This window comes from Stenotrophomonas sp. GD03930, assembly GCF_029839665.1.
Classification (GTDB): domain Bacteria; phylum Pseudomonadota; class Gammaproteobacteria; order Xanthomonadales; family Xanthomonadaceae; genus Stenotrophomonas; species Stenotrophomonas forensis.
This window is the reverse complement of sequence record NZ_JAOCAV010000002.1, coordinates 870,081-885,316: the sequence shown is the minus strand read 5'-3', so window position 1 is coordinate 885,316 and position 15,236 is coordinate 870,081. Positions and strand designations below refer to the sequence as shown.

The following is a 15,236-nucleotide window of genomic DNA, read 5'->3' as shown; positions in this document are numbered from 1 at the left end:
TTCGTCGATCGTCACGCGCTCTTGTAGGCCGGATCGCGCATCCTGCCCTCGTTGCGACCGCAGGCGGGTCGCGTGCATCGAGGAGTGCAGGGCGTGCTGGAAGCCGGTAACAAACCAGAGGGCCTGAAAGGGCTGCGCGTGCTGGTGGCGGAAGATGAATTCGCCATCGCGATGTTCCTGGTCGACTACCTGGAGCTGAAGGGCGCACAGGTGATCGGCCCCGCCGGTGACCTGCAGGCATTGGGGCAGCTGGTCGATACCCATCCGATCGACGTCGCATTGCTCGACATCAACCTCGGCGGCGAACAGGTCTATCCGTTGGCCGATCGCCTGGCGGAGGCAGGGACGCCGTTCCTGCTCACCTCCGGTTACGACGACAACCTGCCGAGCCGTTTCGCCGCCGCCCCGCGCTGCACCAAGCCCTATCACATCGAGGCGCTGGTCCAGCAGCTGGCCGGGCTTGTCGCTGCACCGCAGGCGTCTGCGGGCATCACCTGACCGGGCCGTATGGGGCGCCGTATCGAAGGCTTCCACGCCGCCGACCGGCAGGCCGGCATGCCGCCGGCGCTGCGGCTGCACGCCCGCCACGACGGGATGGCCGCGCGCATTGCCCGGCATGACTGGGCGTCGACCGCGCTGGGCGGGATCGACCGCTGGCCGCCGCACCTGCGCGCCACCGTGGACCTGATGCTGGCCCACGGCTTCCCGATGATCGTGCTGTGGGGTGAGCAACTGGTGCAGCTCTACAACGACGGCTATGCCGAAATCCTCGCCGACAGGCATCCGGCCGGGCTCGGCCAGCCGACCCGCGAGTGCTGGCCCGAGGTCTGGCACATCAATGGGCCGCTCTATACCCGGGTCTGGCAGGGCGAAACCCTCACCTTCGAGGACAAGCTGTATCCGTTGGCCAGGCACGGCCGCCTGGAGGATGTCTGGTTCACCATCACCTACAGCCCGATCCGCGGCGAGGAAGGGCGCATCAACGACGTGCTGGTGACGATGTTCGAGACCACCGCCGCGCATCTGGCACGGGCCGCGCGCGAGCGCGAAGAACTGCGTCGGCGCGAGAGCGAGCGTCGCCTCGAGCTGGCCTTCAGGATGCTGCCGGTAGGTCTGTGCATTGTCGATCTGGACGGTCGCATGCTGTTGTCCAACGACCAGATGCGCGCCTATCTGCCCACCGGCAAGGTGCCCTCGGCCGATGCAGACAACCAGCACCGCTGGCGGGGCTGGCACGCCGACGGCAGCGCGATCGGGCCCAATGATTTCGCCATTGCCAGGGCGATGCGCGGTGAAACCGTGGTGCCCGGTCTGGAGTTCCAGTACCTGCACGACGATGGCCGCGCGCGCTGGACGCGGGTTGCTGCCGCGCCGCTGCGCGATGCCGATGGCGAGGTCAGCGGCGTGTTCGCCATTGCCGTGGACATCGACGACCTCAAGCGCGCCACCGAGCGCCAGTCGGTGCTGCTGGCCGAACTGCAGCACCGGGTGCGCAACATCATGTCGACCATCCATGCCCTTGCCTGGCGCACCCGCGCGTCGGTCGGCAGCGTGGATGAATATGCCGAACGGCTGTGCGGGCGCCTGATGTCGCTGGCGCGCACCCAGAGCCTGCTGACCCGCGGCGCCAACGCCGGGGTCTGCCTGCGCGGCATGCTCAACGAGGAAATCGCGGCGGAGACGCCGTCGATGGCCGCCTACTGCCTGCAGGGCGAGGATGTGCTGCTGCCGCCCAAGGCGGCCGAAGTGCTGTCGCTGGCCATCCATGAGCTGGCCACCAATGCACTCCGTCACGGTGCGCTGAGCCATGCCAGCGGCCGCGTCGAGGTGTCCTGGCAACTGCAGGTACAGGACGAACAGCCCTGGCTGGGCCTGCACTGGTGCGAACGCCATGCCGAGGTGGAGGGCTGGGCGCTGCCCCAGCAGCGCGGCCTGGGCCGCACCCTGATCGAGCAGCGCGTGCCGTATGAACTGGCCGGCACTGGCGAACTGCGCTTCAGCCCGCAGGGGCTGGACGCCTGGATCCGGTTCCCGCTGCGCGAGCGCGACAGCCTGCTGCAGACCGATGCGCCGCAGGTCGGGCCAGGCCGGTGAAACCCGGTTTATCCCCAATTTGGCCAAATTGGGTATAGTGGCCATAGTCCACCTCTGCCCGGAGCTGTGCCATGACCCTGCCGCTGGATCTGCCCGGCCTTGAAAAGGCCCCGGCCTCGTCGGTGAAGACCCGCGGTTGGCCGAGCCTGATGCGCACCGTGCGCGAGAAGCAGGCGCTGGTCATCACCAACCACAACCACCCCGAAGCGGTGATCGTGGACATCCGCACCTACCAGGAACTGCTGGCCAAGGCCGCCGGTAGTGACGCCGGGGAGCGCAGCGAGGAGCTGATGCGCCTGCGCAGCGAGTTCGACCAGACCCTGGCCGGCCTGCAGCGTGGCGAGGGGCTGGGCAAGGTGCTGGGCCAGCCGATCCGTCGCGGCCGCAAGGTCACCCTCGGTCGTCCGCTCTGACCGATGGGGCGGATCCTGGTGCTGGCCGGCGTCAATGGCGCTGGCAAGAGTTCGCTGCTGGGTACCTGGCTGGAGGCCGAAGGGCTGAGCTGGTTCAACCCGGATTCGTTCACCCGGCGCCTGGTGGAGGCTGGCTGGCCGCTGCCCGAGGCCAACGCCGAAGCGTGGCAGGAAGGCACCCGTCGCCTGCGCCAGGCGATGGCCGACGGCACCGACTTCGCTTTCGAGACCACGCTGGGCGGCAACACCATTCCGCGCCTGCTGCGCGAGGCCTGCGAACGGCACCACGTCGCGATCTGGTTCTGCGGCCTGGCCAACGTCGAACTGCACATCGCCCGCGTAGCGGCGCGGGTGGCAGCCGGTGGCCACGACATTCCGGTCGAGAAGATCCACGCGCGCTTCGATTCCGCGCGCGAGAACCTGCTGGACCTGCTGCCGCACCTGGCCGAACTGCATGTCTACGACAACAGCGCCCCGGCCGATGCCGAGGGCTGTGTCGAACCGCTGCCGGTGCTGGCGATGGCGCAGGGCCAGCTGCAATACCCGGTGTCGGTGGCCGAACTGCTGCACACCCCGGATTGGGCCAAGCCGATCGTGATGCGCGCGATGGAATTGAACACCACACCATAGATCCACGCCATTCGGCACCGGCGGAGCCTCAGTAGATCCACGCCATGCGTGGATGCGGTTTCGCGCCGGGCCTCAGGCCGGCTTCACCTGCTCGGGCTCTGCAACGTCGGGCAACGGCGGCAAGCTCGGGTCCACCGTCACCGGCACGTCGCTCTTCAACAACGCGGCGGCTTCCTTGTCACTGCCCACGGCCGGCGGTGAACCGCGCAGCGGCAGGCCGGCGGTTTCCTTCACGAACAGCATGGTCACCAGGCCGATCACCGCCGCGCCCATCAGGTAGTAGGCCGGCACCAGCGGATCACCGGTACGCTCCACCAGCCACGCGGTCACCAGCGGCGTGGTGCCACCGAACAGCGACACCGACACGTTGAATGCGATCGACAGCGCGCTGTAGCGCACCGGGGTATAGAACAGCGCCGGCAGCGTGGATGGCATCGAACTGGTGAAGCACACCAGCGCCAGGCCCAGCAGCATCAGGCCCAGGAAGATCATCCAGTCGTTGCCGCTGCCGACCAGCAGCAGGCACGGCACCGCCAGCACCAGCAGCGCGATGCACGCACCGATGATCATCGGGCGACGGCCCAGCTTGTCACTGAACAGCCCGCCGACGATGTTCAGCGGCATCATCACCAGCATCACGATGATGATCAGCAGCAGGCCCTTGCTCTCGGCATAGCCCATGGTGACGCTGAGGTAGCTGGGCATGTAGGTCAGCAGCATGTAGTCGGTGACGTTGAACACCAGCACCAGGCCCATGCACACCAGCAGCTGGCGGCCATGCACCTGGAACAGCGCGCCCAGCCCGGGGCGGTCATGTTCGCGCTTCTCTGCTTCTTCGGCGAAGGCGCGGAATGCCGGGGTTTCTTCCAGTTTCATGCGCATGTACAGGCCGAGCAGGCCCAGCGGGCCGGCCACCAGGAACGGAATGCGCCAGCCCCAGTCCAGCATCTGCTCGCTGCTCAACAGCATGTGCAGCGCGGTGACGGTGCCGGCGCCGGCGATGTAGCCGCCCAGCGTGCCGAACTCCAGCCAACTGCCCATCAGGCCGCGGTTGCGATCGGTGGAGTACTCGGCGATGAAGGTGGCTGCACCGCCATACTCGCCGCCGGTGGAAAAGCCCTGCACCACGCGCGCCAGCAGCAACAGCACCGGCGCCCAGATGCCGATGCGCTCGTAGGAGGGAATCAGGCCGATGGCAAAGGTACCCAGCGCCATCAGGATCATGGTGAACGCCAGCACTTTCTGGCGGCCGTAACGATCGCCCAGCGGGCCGAACACCAGGCCGCCCAGCGGCCGCACCAGGAATGCCACGGTGAAGGTGGCGAAGGCCGCGATCACCTGTGCGGTGGGATTGCTGGAGGGGAAGAACACCTGGCCGATGGTGACCGCCAGATAGCCGTACACACCGAAGTCGAACCACTCCATGGCATTGCCCAGTGCAGCGGCGCCGACGGCGCGCTTGAGCATGGGCTTGTCGACAACGGTGATCTCATCGACCTTCAGATGGCGGCGGCGTTTGAACCAGCCGAAATGGGCATGTGAATCGGGGGTGTCCTGCATGGAGGCTCCCTGTCAGGTGGGGGAATGAGCGATGGGGTGTGTTCCGGGAACAGGCGCGGGCGCGATGCCACGCGCACGGCACGGCACCGCCGCAGGGGCGGAAACACGGAAACGGGATCACCGCGGCAGCGCAGTCAGCGGCCGGGTGTCACATCAGCGTGGGGAGTGCAGGCAGAAGGGCCTGCGGGCGTCAGCCGCCAGGATCCAGCGCGAGGCGATGGAAATGCTGGGCGGGAACATGCGTGGCAAGCGAAGCGCCGGTCGGCAGTGCTTCCCACGTAACAGGTGCGCCCGTCACGTAGTGGGTCGTGTCGATCATCCGTTCATCATAACGGCATCGGCGTGAGCATGCAGCGAAGCCGCCTGATCTGCACGCTGTGTTCCATCGCGCCTGTTCATCCGCAGCGCGTGTGTGATGACATGCGTTGAACGAACTGTGGTCGCGCCGCTCACGCACGGCTGGCTACGGTGCAGGTGAACGCACTCCACAAGGAACACCGCATGACCCGTCGCATTCCCGAAGGCACCCTCATCATCGTCGCCGATGGCGGCTCTGCCCGCGTGTTCACCAACGTTGGCAACGAGCATCAACTGACCTTGAAGCAGGAAGGTGAGCTGCGCCTGCAGGACATCAGCGAGCAAGGCATCTCGGGGCAGGGGCCGGCCGGCGCGGTGCCGAAGGACATGTCGATCTCGCAGCTCAATGAAGCCACCTTCGCCAAGCAGGTCGCTGAGCAGCTCAACGACGATGCCTTGAACAACCGCTATGCGTATCTGGTGCTGGTGGCCGACCCGACCACGCTGGGGCGCATCCGTCCGCTGCTGCACAAGGAAGTTCAGTCGCGCCTGCTGGGTGATATCGCCAAGGATCTGACCAACGCACCGTTGGCCGATATCCAGAAGGCGCTGGCGGCGTAACGCGCATGCCGTTCATGCGTGATCACCTCTCGGCAGAGCCGGCCCATGCGGATGTGGAAGCACAGCCGGGCTGGCAACTGCTGGAGTTCGGCGCACCGTGGTGCGGCCACTGCCAGGCCGCACAGGCAGCGTTGCAGGCCTTCGTCGATGCCAACGATCTGGTGCATTGGAAAATCGAGGATGGCAAGGGCAAGCCGCTGGGCCGCGCGTTCAAGGTGAAGCTGTGGCCGACCGCCGTGCTGCTGCATGACGGCCACGAGGTGGCACGGGTGGTGCGGCCATTGGACAGTGCCGACCTGACAACTCTGCAGGCGGCACTGCCGCACTGAGTGCAGCTGCTCGATCAGCTCGGTGCCGGTGGCCGCATCGCCCTTGAACGACAACTCCTAGGCGTCAGTCCACAGCATTTCCGGTGGGCGAGCACCTGCAGGGTTTCCATGCGCGATGCCTGCATTGTGATGGGTGGAGGTGGCGGACCATCGGCAGCGCGGCGGGTAAGTGCCTGAGTCCTCCTTCTGGATCAGTGAAGCGTCACCTTCTCCGCCTCCTCACGCAGCGCCTGCAGCAGGCATCGCCCGTGCTGGCTCAGCATGATCATCGCCGTGGCGATCTGCTTCGGGTTGTAGCCCATCGGCGCGGGCGGCTTCGGCTCGGGGCCATACTGCTCGCCGATGAGGATGGCCATGCCCTCGGCACTGTTGAAGGCCTGTTCGATGCGATGGAGCAGCGACTCCATGGCCGGGCTGAGCGGACGTTCGTGGATCATGCGGGAACTCCCTGGGTGTGATGGCCACCGCGAGGGTGGCGGGCAGTGCCCGTCGCATTTACGACGAGCGATGTCTGTCCCTCTTTCTTTTCGGGGGTTCCAATCCCGGCAGCGGTGTGTCCGCTGCGGCGCCATCCTGCACACATCACGGTGCGAACGCCCATTGATTGTCTCTGCCAAACCGGCAGGATTGAAAGATCACGTCATTCACCACATCAGGTTCCTACAAAACATGTCAGGCGCGACCGTCCCTGTCGCGCCTTCCATGCAGCGGCCGAGAACTCCTGTTCAACGGCCACACCTCTCGCCCCGTTGTCAGCCCTCGATCGAACTGGCTGCGGGCCGAAGACGTCTCTTTACCAGCTGTAACTGACACCCACCTGCGCACTGGTCTGGTGGTAGCCACTGGCTCGCTGCAGCGACAGGCCGCCCCAGGCGCCGATGCCGTTGCTGAACTTCACCGAGGCGCCGCCGCTGAACTCGCCACGACTACGCGGGATGCGTGCATCCACCAGCTCGTCATCCATGCGGATCTGCGATTCGGCGCGAGTATGCAGCCAGTTGGCGGCGAGGTAGGGCTGTACTTCGGCCGCGCCATTGCCCCAGCGGGTCACGCCAGACAGGCGCAGGCCCACGCGCCCGAACAGGCCGTCGGCATTCTCGGCGCCCACCACCGTGCCATTGGCTTCGGTGTGGCGGTTGCTGTCCCAGCGGCTGTAGCCCACCTGCAGCTGCGGCTCCAGATAGATGCCGCCGTTGCTGGCGCCGCCCACACGGAACGCGTAGCCGGTTTCCACCGCGCCCTGCCAGGCGCGACTGTCGTAGCGCTCGGCAGCCAAGCCAATGCCTTCCACGCGGTTGCGGAACTGCGCACGCTGCAGCGAGCCATCCACATAGAAGCCCGCATACGGGTCGGCGCCATTGCCGCCGCGCCAGGTGCCATAGATACCCAGCGCTTCGCCCTTCACCTTGCCGCGGGCGTAGTAGCCGGTCAGTTCATTGGTGGAGGTGCTGGTGGCGTTGCCGCTGGACAGCATCACGCCCGCGCTGCTGCCCGATTCGTGACGCCACAGATCGGCGCCAACGGTCAGCGCCTGGCTGTTGCCGTGAATGTCGAGCTGGCGGCTGATGGCATCGAAACCGTTACGCGAGCCATCCACGCGCGCCCAGGCGCGGCCGCTGTTCTGGCCGGCATGACGGTCGTGGTAGCCAAGGCGGAACATGTTCTGCGCGGCCTGCAGGTTGGCCAGGTAGGCCCCTGGTTCCGGGCGCAGCACCGGGTCTGGGATTTCCGGGTTGCACTCGGGCAGGGTCGGGTCCACCTCACACGGGTCCGGCTGGGTCGGCAGCTGCGAGCGCAGGTACCAGTTGCCATCAGCACCGGTGCCCTTGAACAGGAAGTACTCGTACTGGCCACCGACGGCACGGCCGGCCAGGTTGAACTGGCCATTGGACACGCCGCCGACCTGGATCAATTGGATGCCCTGGTTGGTCTGCGCACCGGCACCGCCCACGTTGTTGACGCGCACGTTGGCGGTGCCGCTGGTGTCGCCGCCGATGATCAGCTTGTCGGTGGCCGCGTCATCGCCGGCCAGTACGGTGTTGAAGGCGAGGGTGCCGCCGTTGCCGGTGAAGTTGCCGGCCACGTTGAGGGTGTGGAAGGCCGAGCCGTCGCCGAGGGAGACAGTGCCGTTGCCGAGGTTGAGGGTGCCGACTGTGGAATTGCCGGTCATGTTCCAGGTGGCCGAATCCAGCGTGGCGCTGGTGACGTTGGTCATCGCACCATTCAGCACGGCGCCATTGGAGAGGGCGACATTCACCGTGCTTCCGCCGGCGTTGACGACGTTGCCGGTCATCCGTGAGTTGTCGACATTCAAGGCGATGTTCGCATCGGTAGCGTCAACACGCAGCAGATTGCCATCGCCACCGACCAGTTCGGCACCATTGCGGAAGTTGAAACGGGCAACGACTGCCGCGTCGGCAGGATCGAATTTCTCCTCGATATAGATGCCCGACCCCGCACGGCCCTCCACCCGTGAGGCGTCGATGTCCACGGTGACCGCATCACCGGCAACCGGGGTGAAGTCATATTGGGCCCAGATGCCGTTGCCCTCGCCGATGATGGTGCTTCCATTGCGGGCGGTGATCTGGCCACTGCCCACCAGGAACAGCCCGGTGCCGCTGCTTACTCCAGTGGCTCCCTGTGCATGCCCCTCCAAGCGCGATGCGTCGAGCGTGAGGTTTCCACCCAGCTGGACGCTGGCTCCGATGCCAGCTCCCGAAAGCGTGCTGCCCGTAATGGTGGCAGAGGAACCGGGGAGCGAGCTGCCGATTTGTCCTGTCAGCGCCAGCGCACGGCCGCTCGAATTGACCACCGTAGAGCCGTTCATCGTCAACGCGCTGTTGCCAAGGCGGACGCCATTGGCGCCGGACGCATTGAGGGTCGCGCCATTGAATGTCAGCGTCGATTCGTTTGAGGCATCGACAGCCTGCGTGGCACCACCGGTTGCCACCACAAGGGAAGCATTGTTGAGCGTCCAGCCTTCCGGCGGGTCGCCGGGATTGACGGTAGCCGACTGACCCGGCCCGAGGGTTCCGGCCTGCACAGTGGAGGCGAGAGCGATGCCGGCGGCGATGGCCAGCGCAAGCAAACGACGAACTGCAATCTTCATTACGGAACTCCTGTGGATATCAAACTTCAGGAAAGGAACCGCATTCACTTCGTCGGCGTGAATGAAACGCTGTGATTGCGTGAAGACAAAGTGATTTCGGTGCGCTTTCCGGCCCCGCTGGCGAAAAGTGTGATAGCTGTCGCGTTGCGACCGGGAATGTCGCAGGGCACCTTCTCGCGCCGCTTTTGGGGCTTGACACCAGTCTGGTGAGCCTCAACGACCCGAACCATGCAATTAGTTGCATAGGAAATCGGACAACTTCTGTCGCCTTTGGATTCATTCAGCCGCAGCGCAACATGCGATGCCTGAATGCCGGTGCTAGCATCGGCCATCGCCTGAATCGATCCAAATGCCGATGCCCACGCTGGACCGTCGTTTCCTGATCGCCGTCGCCGCCACTGCCATGCTGGCTTCCGGTGCCGCCCTGGCCGCCACGCCGAAATCCGCTGCCGAGCGCGCCTACGCGGCGGTCGACCCGTTCATCGGTACCGGCGGTGAAGGCCACACCTATCCCGGTGCCACGGTGCCGTTCGGCATGGTCCAGCTCAGCCCGGACACGCGCATCCAGCCGCGCGAGAAGGCCTATGGCTGGGCGGCCGGCTACCGCTACGACGACAGCAGCATCGTCGGTTTCTCGCACACGCATTTTTCCGGCACCGGCCATTCCGATCTGGGCGACATCCTGCTGATGCCGTTCACCGGCACGCCGGGCCTGGAGCGCGGCGATCCGGAAAAGCCGCGCAGCGGTTATGCCTCGCGCTTCCGCCACGACGATGAGAGGGCCGAGCCGGGCTACTACGCGGTCACCCTGGACGACTACAAGGTGCGCGCCGAGCTGACCACCAGTGCGCGGGTGGGCGTGCATCGCTATGCGTTCCCGAAGGGCACCGAGGCCAAGGTGCTGCTGGACATGCGCACCAGCATGTACGACTACCCGGGCAAGGTGCTGTGGTCGCGGGTGCGGGTGCGCGCCGATGGCACGGTGACCGGCTTCCGCGAAACCCGCGGCTGGGCACCGGGCCGCCAGCTGTACTTCGCGATGCGCTTCTCGCGCCCGCTGGCCGGGCATGAACTGCACAACACCGAGCAGGATATCGTTTACAAGGGCTTCCCGCCGCCGGGCGAGAAGGACCCAGCGCAGCGTGCGCAGATCGAGGGCCGGCAGCTGGTCGGCACGTTCGCGTTCGGCAAGCTGGACGCACCGCTGGTGGTGAAGGTTGCCATTTCGCCGGTCAGCGAGGCCGGCGCCATCGCCAACCTGGATGCCGAAGTGGCGGATTTCGATTTCGACCGGGTGCGTGCGCAGGCCAAACAGGAATGGACGCAGGCGTTGTCGGTGCTCGATATCGATGCACCGGAACATGCACGCCGCAGTGCCTACACCGCGCTGTACCACACCATGCTGGGGCCGACGCTGTTCATGGATGCCGACGGCCAGTACCGCGGCTCGGACAACGCCGTGCACAAGGCGGAGGGCTACACGAATTACTCCACGTTTTCGCTGTGGGACACCTACCGTGCACTGCATCCGTTGCTTACCCTGGTCCAGCCGGAGAAGCGCAACAGCGACTTCGTCAATTCCATGCTCGCCCACCATGAGCACAGCCCGTACGGCATGTTGCCGGTGTGGTCGTTCCACGGCCTGGAAGACTGGTGCATGATCGGCTATCACGCGGTGCCGGTCATTGCCGATGCGTACGTAAAGGGCATCCGCGGCTTCGACGCCGACAAGGCACTGAAGGCAATGGTCGAGACCGCCAACTACGGCCCGTATGACGGCATCGCGCAGTACCGCGAGCTGGGCTATGTGCCGATCGACGAGGAAGGCGAAGCGGCCAGCAAGACGCTGGAGTACGCCTTCGACGATTGGACCATCGCGCGCATGGCGCAGGCGATGGGCAAGGCCGATGTTGCGGCCACCTTCGACAAGCGTGCAGGCAACTGGCGCAACGCCTTCGACAAGGACACCGGTTTCATGCGCGCACGCAAGCGCGATGGCAGCTTCCGCGCGCCGTTCGACCCCAGTGCCAGCGGCTACGGCACCGACTACACCGAAGGCAATGCCTGGCAGTATTCCTGGTATGTGCCGCAGGACGTGGCCGGCCTGGCCGCTGCACATGGGGGCAGCGACAAACTGCTGGCGCGGCTGGATGAGGTGTTCAACGCCAAGGTCGATCCGTCGATCTTCGAGCACATGGAAGACATTACCGGGTTGATCGGCTGGTACGCACATGGCAACGAGCCCAGCCACCACGTGGCCTACCTGTATTCGTACGCTGGCCAGCCGTGGCGCACGCAGGCGCGCCTGAAGCAGATCATGGACACCCAGTACGCCGATCGCCCCGACGGGTTGGCCGGTAACGATGACGTCGGCCAGATGTCGGCGTGGTACGTGTTCACCGCGCTGGGCTTCTATCCGGTGGCGCCGGGCTCGGGCGAGTACATCCTGGGCCGCCCGTTCCTGCCGAAGACCGCGATGCGCCTGCCGAACGGCAAGACCTTCACCATCGTGGCCGATGGGCTGGACGACAAGCACACCTACGTGGGCAGCGTGAGCCTCAACGGCACGCCATTGCAGCGCACGTTCCTGCGCCACGACGAGATCCTGGCCGGTGGCGAACTGCGCTTCAGCATGCAGGCCGAGCCGAACATGGACTGGCCGGGGCAGGGCGCGCAGGCGCCGTATTCGATGAGCCGGTGATGCGCACTGGGGCGACATGGGGTGATTTCCGCTTCTTGTAGGTGCCAACCTTGGTTGGCACGCGGGAGGTCAACATCGCCAACCAACGTTGGCCTCTACCGGAACCCGACCGCTGCGGGCCGCGGATGTCCGCGATGCATCGCCCAGATGCCGGTGATGCGTACTGGGGCGGCATGGGGTAATTCCCGCTTCTGGTAGGTGCCAACCTTGGTTGGCACGCGGGAGGTCAACATCGCCAACCAGGGTTGGCCTCTACCGGAACCCCACCGCTGCGGGCCGTGGGTATCCGCGATGCATCGCCCAGATGCCGGTGATGCGCACTGGGGCGGCATGGGATGATTCCCGCTTCTGGTAGGTGCCAACCTTGGTTGGCACACGGGAGGTCAACATCGCCAACCAGGGTTGGCCTCTACCGGAATCCGATCGCTGCGGGCCGTGGGTATCCGCGATGCATCGCCCGGATGCCTGTCGCGATCTGCATGATTTGTCGAGTGCGGATCAGGATTCAACGGAAGGATTCACCCCGGAATCGGTGACGCAGCGTCGCCGCCGGGCCGTTCCAGGCCACATTCATAGCATTCTGATTTCACCCCGCTCATCCCGTTGCTAGGGTCCTGCGCACAGAAGTGCGCCAGGGTGGTGCACGGGGTGTAGGTCATATGCACACGTTGCATGCGCATGAGGATGCAGCGCTGCTGCACCGGTTTGAACTGCCCGCTGCAGGTGCTCTGGTGGTGGAGCGCTGGCACGGACGCGAGGCGCTTTCGGAAGGTCTGGATTACCACATCGATGTACTTGCGACGCACGCGGACCGTGCCTGCGAAGAGTGGCTGGGCCGGCCTGCAACGCTGCACACGCGTGATGCGCAGAGGCGCGACATTCCACGGGCAGGGCTGGTGCGCGAGGTACGTCGGCTGGACGGTGATCGGGAATTCACCCGCTACCGTATACGCCTGGCGGCATGGACCTGGTGGCTGGGCCAGCAGCGCAACAGCCGCGTCTTCCGTGACGCAGCCGTCAGGCAGATCGTGGATGCCGTGTTCGCCGAGCATCAGGCACGTGCCTGCTGGCACTGGAGCGATGATGCACGGGCCCGCCTGGACGCCCTGCCGCCGCGTCACTACTGCGCTCAGTACCGCCAGTCGGATATGGATTTCGTGGCCTGCCTGTTGGCCGAGGAAGGCATCGGCTGGCGTGTCGAGGCGGATGCGGAGGCGCCCGCGCTGCATCGCATCGTCCTGTTCTTCGACAACGTGGCCTTGCCACAGGATCCGCTGTCGGCACGCGACGGCGCCCTGCGCTTCCACCGCGGCCATGCGGCCGAGCAGGAAGACAGCGTAGTACAGCTGGCCCGGCATGCGCGGCTTGGCCCGCGCAGGTTGAGCATGGTCAGCGATGACTTTCGGCAGGACCGTACCTTGGCCGTCCAGTTGCCGATGGACGGCGGCGGTCATTCGCCTGTCGAGCAGTATCTGGCGTGCGGTGCCCAGGCCTTTGAGTCGCATGCCGAGGCCGAGCGGCGTGCCGCGCTTCTGGCTCAACGCCATGAAGCGGAGCGGCAGAGATGGCAGGGCATTGCCACGGTGCGTTGCCTAGGCGCCGGCACGTGGTCCAGCATCAGCCAATGGTCGCCGCAGCAGGTGCCCGAGCTGCTGCTCACCTCGGTGGAGCATGCCGGGGTCAATACCTTGCCCGCGCGGCTGCGCCAGCATCGTCCGGAGCACGCCCTGCAGCGGGATGGGGTCCTGCCCGACGCGCTGCAGCGCATAGCCCAGCAGCTGGGCTATGCGGCTGCATTTCATGCCGTTGACCGCCAGCGCCCGTGGCGGCCGCGCGCACCGGAGCAGGAGGGCGAAGCCCAGGTGGTGGGCCGGCGGACGGCCATCGTGATCGGTCCTGACGATCGCACCGGGGTAGCCGAAGGCGATCAGGTGCACGCTGACGCGCTCGGGCGGATCCGCGTGCGCTTTCCACTGATGGATGCGACCGGCAGGCCAGCGCACAGCGCATGGTTGCGCGTGGCGCAGCGGTTTGCCGGCCCGGGGGTGGGCAGCCAGTTCCTGCCGCGCGTGGGCCAGGAGGTGCTGGTGGGCTTTCTGCAGGGGGACGTGCAACGCCCAATTGTACTGGGCGCCCTGTACAACGGGCGCGGCGAGAACGACCCAGCGCTGCATGCGCAGGCCTGCGATACGCGCGTCGGCGGCACCGGCAACCTTGCCGGTGGCAATGCACCGGCCTGGCATGCGGCGGGCGAAGGCGAGCAGGCGCATCGCCATCCCGGTGCGCTGTGGGGCATCAGCTCCCGCGAATGGGGCGGTAACGGAGGCTCCACGCTCCAGTTCGACGACACCGACGACCAGCTCCGCCTGCAATTGGCCACGACACAGGCGACCACCCAGTTGAACCTGGGCCACGTCATCCATCAGCGCGGCAATTATCGTGGCAGCCTGCGTGGGCAGGGCTTCGAGCTGCGCAGCGATGCGGCGGGCGTGGTGCGCAGCGAGCGCGGCCTGTGGCTTGGTGCGTATTCGGCAGGGGCTGCCCAGCCCGCAGGTACGGCGGTGCAGGCCGGCGCGTTGCTGGCCCAGTGTGGGACGCTGGCCGCTGCGTTCGGCCAAAGCGCTCGCCTGCACGGTACTGCCGGGCTACATGCGTCGACTGCGTTGACACCCCTGCGCGACGCGGCAACAGGCGTGGTTGCGGCAGATGACTTCGGCCGCGCGCGTGATGCTGCCGGCAACACAGTTGCAGCCGGAGGTGTCCCGCATTGCACGGCACCCCTGCTGGGCATGGTGGCGCCACGCAAGGCGCTGGTGGCGGGGCAGGGTGTGTTCTGGCAGGCCGGGCAAAGCCTGCTCCTGGGAGCAGGCGCTGCCGGGCAGGCCGTGGTGAAAGGCCACGCGCGGCTTCACGCGTCGCAGTCTGTCGGCGTGCTGGCTTCGGCCTCTGCTTGTGCATCGCGGTGTCCGTCCGGCATGACCATCGCTGCCGGCGAGCAGCCGGTCGACATCCAGGCGCAGAGCGACGCGGTAAAGCTGCAGTCTCGGCAATCACAGCACCTGGCCAGTACGCATGCAGCAATTGAACTGGCCGCAGGACGTGCGCTGGTGGTGCAGGTGGAAGGCGGCGCCAGTCTGACGATCGAAGGCGGCAACATCCAGTTCAACTGCCCGGGAACCCTGACGGTGCACGCGGGCCAACACAGCTTCATCGGTCCGGCGTCCCTGGCCTATCCGCTGCACACGCTGGGCGTCGCACCCTGCCGCGCCCGCTTCCTTGTGCGCGATCACGCCGGTGCCCCGCTGGCGGGCGCTGCCTATTCGATGCAGCTGCCGGATGGCCGCTGGCTGAGTGGAAACACCGACGGCGACGGACTCACCGAGGAGGTCGTCACCGATGGCCCGGAGAAGGTGGGCCTGTTCGTGGATGACGAACGGCACGAAGGCTACCTGCGCGACGCAGGCAACAGCTGAGCGGGTCAG

Annotated in this window: 13 protein-coding genes; 8 read left to right on the top strand and 5 right to left on the bottom strand. The window is 66.3% G+C overall.

Going from position 1 to position 15,236, the window contains the following annotated elements:
* Nucleotides 1-93: 93 nt before the first annotated feature.
* From N5C18_RS14675 to N5C18_RS14660, 4 genes are all read left to right on the top strand, one after another.
* Nucleotides 94-498 carry a response regulator gene (locus N5C18_RS14675; protein ID WP_279945052.1) on the top strand — a complete coding sequence of 135 codons (405 nt, stop codon included), beginning with the start codon at nucleotides 94-96 and terminating at the stop codon, nucleotides 496-498.
* A 9-nt stretch (nucleotides 499-507) separates the two neighbouring features.
* The gene (locus N5C18_RS14670) at nucleotides 508-2,094 is read left to right on the top strand and encodes a PAS domain-containing protein (protein ID WP_279944909.1); all 1,587 of its coding nucleotides are present in this window, start codon (nucleotides 508-510) and stop codon (nucleotides 2,092-2,094) included.
* A 71-nt stretch (nucleotides 2,095-2,165) separates the two neighbouring features.
* On the top strand, nucleotides 2,166-2,507 hold the full coding sequence (locus tag N5C18_RS14665) for a type II toxin-antitoxin system prevent-host-death family antitoxin (RefSeq protein WP_164240985.1): 342 nt from the start codon (nucleotides 2,166-2,168) through the stop codon (nucleotides 2,505-2,507).
* 3 nt (nucleotides 2,508-2,510) lie between these two features.
* Nucleotides 2,511-3,137 (top strand): AAA family ATPase, encoded by a 627-nt coding sequence (locus tag N5C18_RS14660; protein ID WP_279944908.1) that lies wholly within the window; start codon nucleotides 2,511-2,513, stop codon nucleotides 3,135-3,137.
* 72 nt (nucleotides 3,138-3,209) lie between these two features.
* On the opposite strand, the gene proP is transcribed toward N5C18_RS14660, so the two are convergent.
* Both proP and N5C18_RS14650 read right to left on the bottom strand, forming a co-directional pair.
* Nucleotides 3,210-4,697: a glycine betaine/L-proline transporter ProP gene (gene proP / locus N5C18_RS14655; protein WP_053449897.1), complete on the bottom strand. Its 1,488-nt coding sequence runs from the start codon at nucleotides 4,695-4,697 to the stop codon at nucleotides 3,210-3,212.
* Nucleotides 4,698-4,887: 190 nt separating this feature from the next.
* Entirely contained in the window at nucleotides 4,888-5,016 is a 129-nt protein-coding gene (locus N5C18_RS14650; protein ID WP_258010884.1) for a hypothetical protein, read from the bottom strand.
* A 182-nt stretch (nucleotides 5,017-5,198) separates the two neighbouring features.
* On the opposite strand from N5C18_RS14650, the gene N5C18_RS14645 reads away from it, so the two are divergent.
* Nucleotides 5,199-5,615: a host attachment family protein gene (locus tag N5C18_RS14645; RefSeq protein WP_279944907.1), complete on the top strand. Its 417-nt coding sequence runs from the start codon at nucleotides 5,199-5,201 to the stop codon at nucleotides 5,613-5,615.
* Between the two features lie 5 nt (nucleotides 5,616-5,620).
* The gene (locus N5C18_RS14640; RefSeq protein ID WP_279944905.1) at nucleotides 5,621-5,944 is read left to right on the top strand and encodes a thioredoxin family protein; all 324 of its coding nucleotides are present in this window, start codon (nucleotides 5,621-5,623) and stop codon (nucleotides 5,942-5,944) included.
* 191 nt (nucleotides 5,945-6,135) lie between these two features.
* Here the strand turns inward: N5C18_RS14640 and N5C18_RS14635 are convergent, their stop codons facing one another.
* The 3 genes from N5C18_RS14635 to N5C18_RS14625 all read right to left on the bottom strand — a co-directional run bounded on the left by N5C18_RS14635 (nucleotide 6,136) and on the right by N5C18_RS14625 (nucleotide 9,385).
* The gene (locus N5C18_RS14635; protein ID WP_008267939.1) at nucleotides 6,136-6,381 is read right to left on the bottom strand and encodes a hypothetical protein; all 246 of its coding nucleotides are present in this window, start codon (nucleotides 6,379-6,381) and stop codon (nucleotides 6,136-6,138) included.
* Between the two features lie 356 nt (nucleotides 6,382-6,737).
* The gene (locus N5C18_RS14630) at nucleotides 6,738-9,053 is read right to left on the bottom strand and encodes an autotransporter outer membrane beta-barrel domain-containing protein (protein WP_279944904.1); all 2,316 of its coding nucleotides are present in this window, start codon (nucleotides 9,051-9,053) and stop codon (nucleotides 6,738-6,740) included.
* Nucleotides 9,054-9,097: 44 nt separating this feature from the next.
* Nucleotides 9,098-9,385, bottom strand: a complete 288-nt coding sequence (locus N5C18_RS14625) for a hypothetical protein (RefSeq protein WP_279944903.1) — start codon at nucleotides 9,383-9,385, stop codon at nucleotides 9,098-9,100.
* Nucleotides 9,386-9,402: 17 nt separating this feature from the next.
* Here N5C18_RS14625 and N5C18_RS14620 point away from each other — a divergent pair, with 17 nt between their 5' ends.
* Both N5C18_RS14620 and N5C18_RS14615 read left to right on the top strand, forming a co-directional pair.
* On the top strand, nucleotides 9,403-11,754 hold the full coding sequence (locus N5C18_RS14620; RefSeq protein ID WP_279944902.1) for a GH92 family glycosyl hydrolase: 2,352 nt from the start codon (nucleotides 9,403-9,405) through the stop codon (nucleotides 11,752-11,754).
* Between the two features lie 659 nt (nucleotides 11,755-12,413).
* Nucleotides 12,414-15,227 carry a type VI secretion system Vgr family protein gene (locus tag N5C18_RS14615; RefSeq protein WP_279944901.1) on the top strand — a complete coding sequence of 938 codons (2,814 nt, stop codon included), beginning with the start codon at nucleotides 12,414-12,416 and terminating at the stop codon, nucleotides 15,225-15,227.
* Nucleotides 15,228-15,236 lie beyond the last annotated feature (9 nt).

What these genes read in the sequence shown, in the direction of transcription:
- N5C18_RS14640 (WP_279944905.1), top strand. Translation starts at nt 5,621, where the DNA reads ATGCCGTTCATGCGTGATCACCTCTCGGCAGAGCCGGCCCATGCGGAT.
- N5C18_RS14670 (WP_279944909.1), top strand. Translation starts at nt 508, where the DNA reads ATGGGGCGCCGTATCGAAGGCTTCCACGCCGCCGACCGGCAGGCCGGC.
- N5C18_RS14665 (WP_164240985.1), top strand. Translation starts at nt 2,166, where the DNA reads ATGACCCTGCCGCTGGATCTGCCCGGCCTTGAAAAGGCCCCGGCCTCG.
- N5C18_RS14620 (WP_279944902.1), top strand. Translation starts at nt 9,403, where the DNA reads ATGCCGATGCCCACGCTGGACCGTCGTTTCCTGATCGCCGTCGCCGCC.
- N5C18_RS14660 (WP_279944908.1), top strand. Translation starts at nt 2,511, where the DNA reads ATGGGGCGGATCCTGGTGCTGGCCGGCGTCAATGGCGCTGGCAAGAGT.
- N5C18_RS14650 (WP_258010884.1), bottom strand. Translation starts at nt 5,016, where the DNA reads ATGATCGACACGACCCACTACGTGACGGGCGCACCTGTTACGTGGGAA.
- N5C18_RS14630 (WP_279944904.1), bottom strand. Translation starts at nt 9,053, where the DNA reads ATGAAGATTGCAGTTCGTCGTTTGCTTGCGCTGGCCATCGCCGCCGGC.
- N5C18_RS14615 (WP_279944901.1), top strand. Translation starts at nt 12,414, where the DNA reads ATGCACACGTTGCATGCGCATGAGGATGCAGCGCTGCTGCACCGGTTT.
- N5C18_RS14635 (WP_008267939.1), bottom strand. Translation starts at nt 6,381, where the DNA reads ATGATCCACGAACGTCCGCTCAGCCCGGCCATGGAGTCGCTGCTCCAT.
- proP (WP_053449897.1), bottom strand. Translation starts at nt 4,697, where the DNA reads ATGCAGGACACCCCCGATTCACATGCCCATTTCGGCTGGTTCAAACGC.
- N5C18_RS14625 (WP_279944903.1), bottom strand. Translation starts at nt 9,385, where the DNA reads ATGGCCGATGCTAGCACCGGCATTCAGGCATCGCATGTTGCGCTGCGG.
- N5C18_RS14645 (WP_279944907.1), top strand. Translation starts at nt 5,199, where the DNA reads ATGACCCGTCGCATTCCCGAAGGCACCCTCATCATCGTCGCCGATGGC.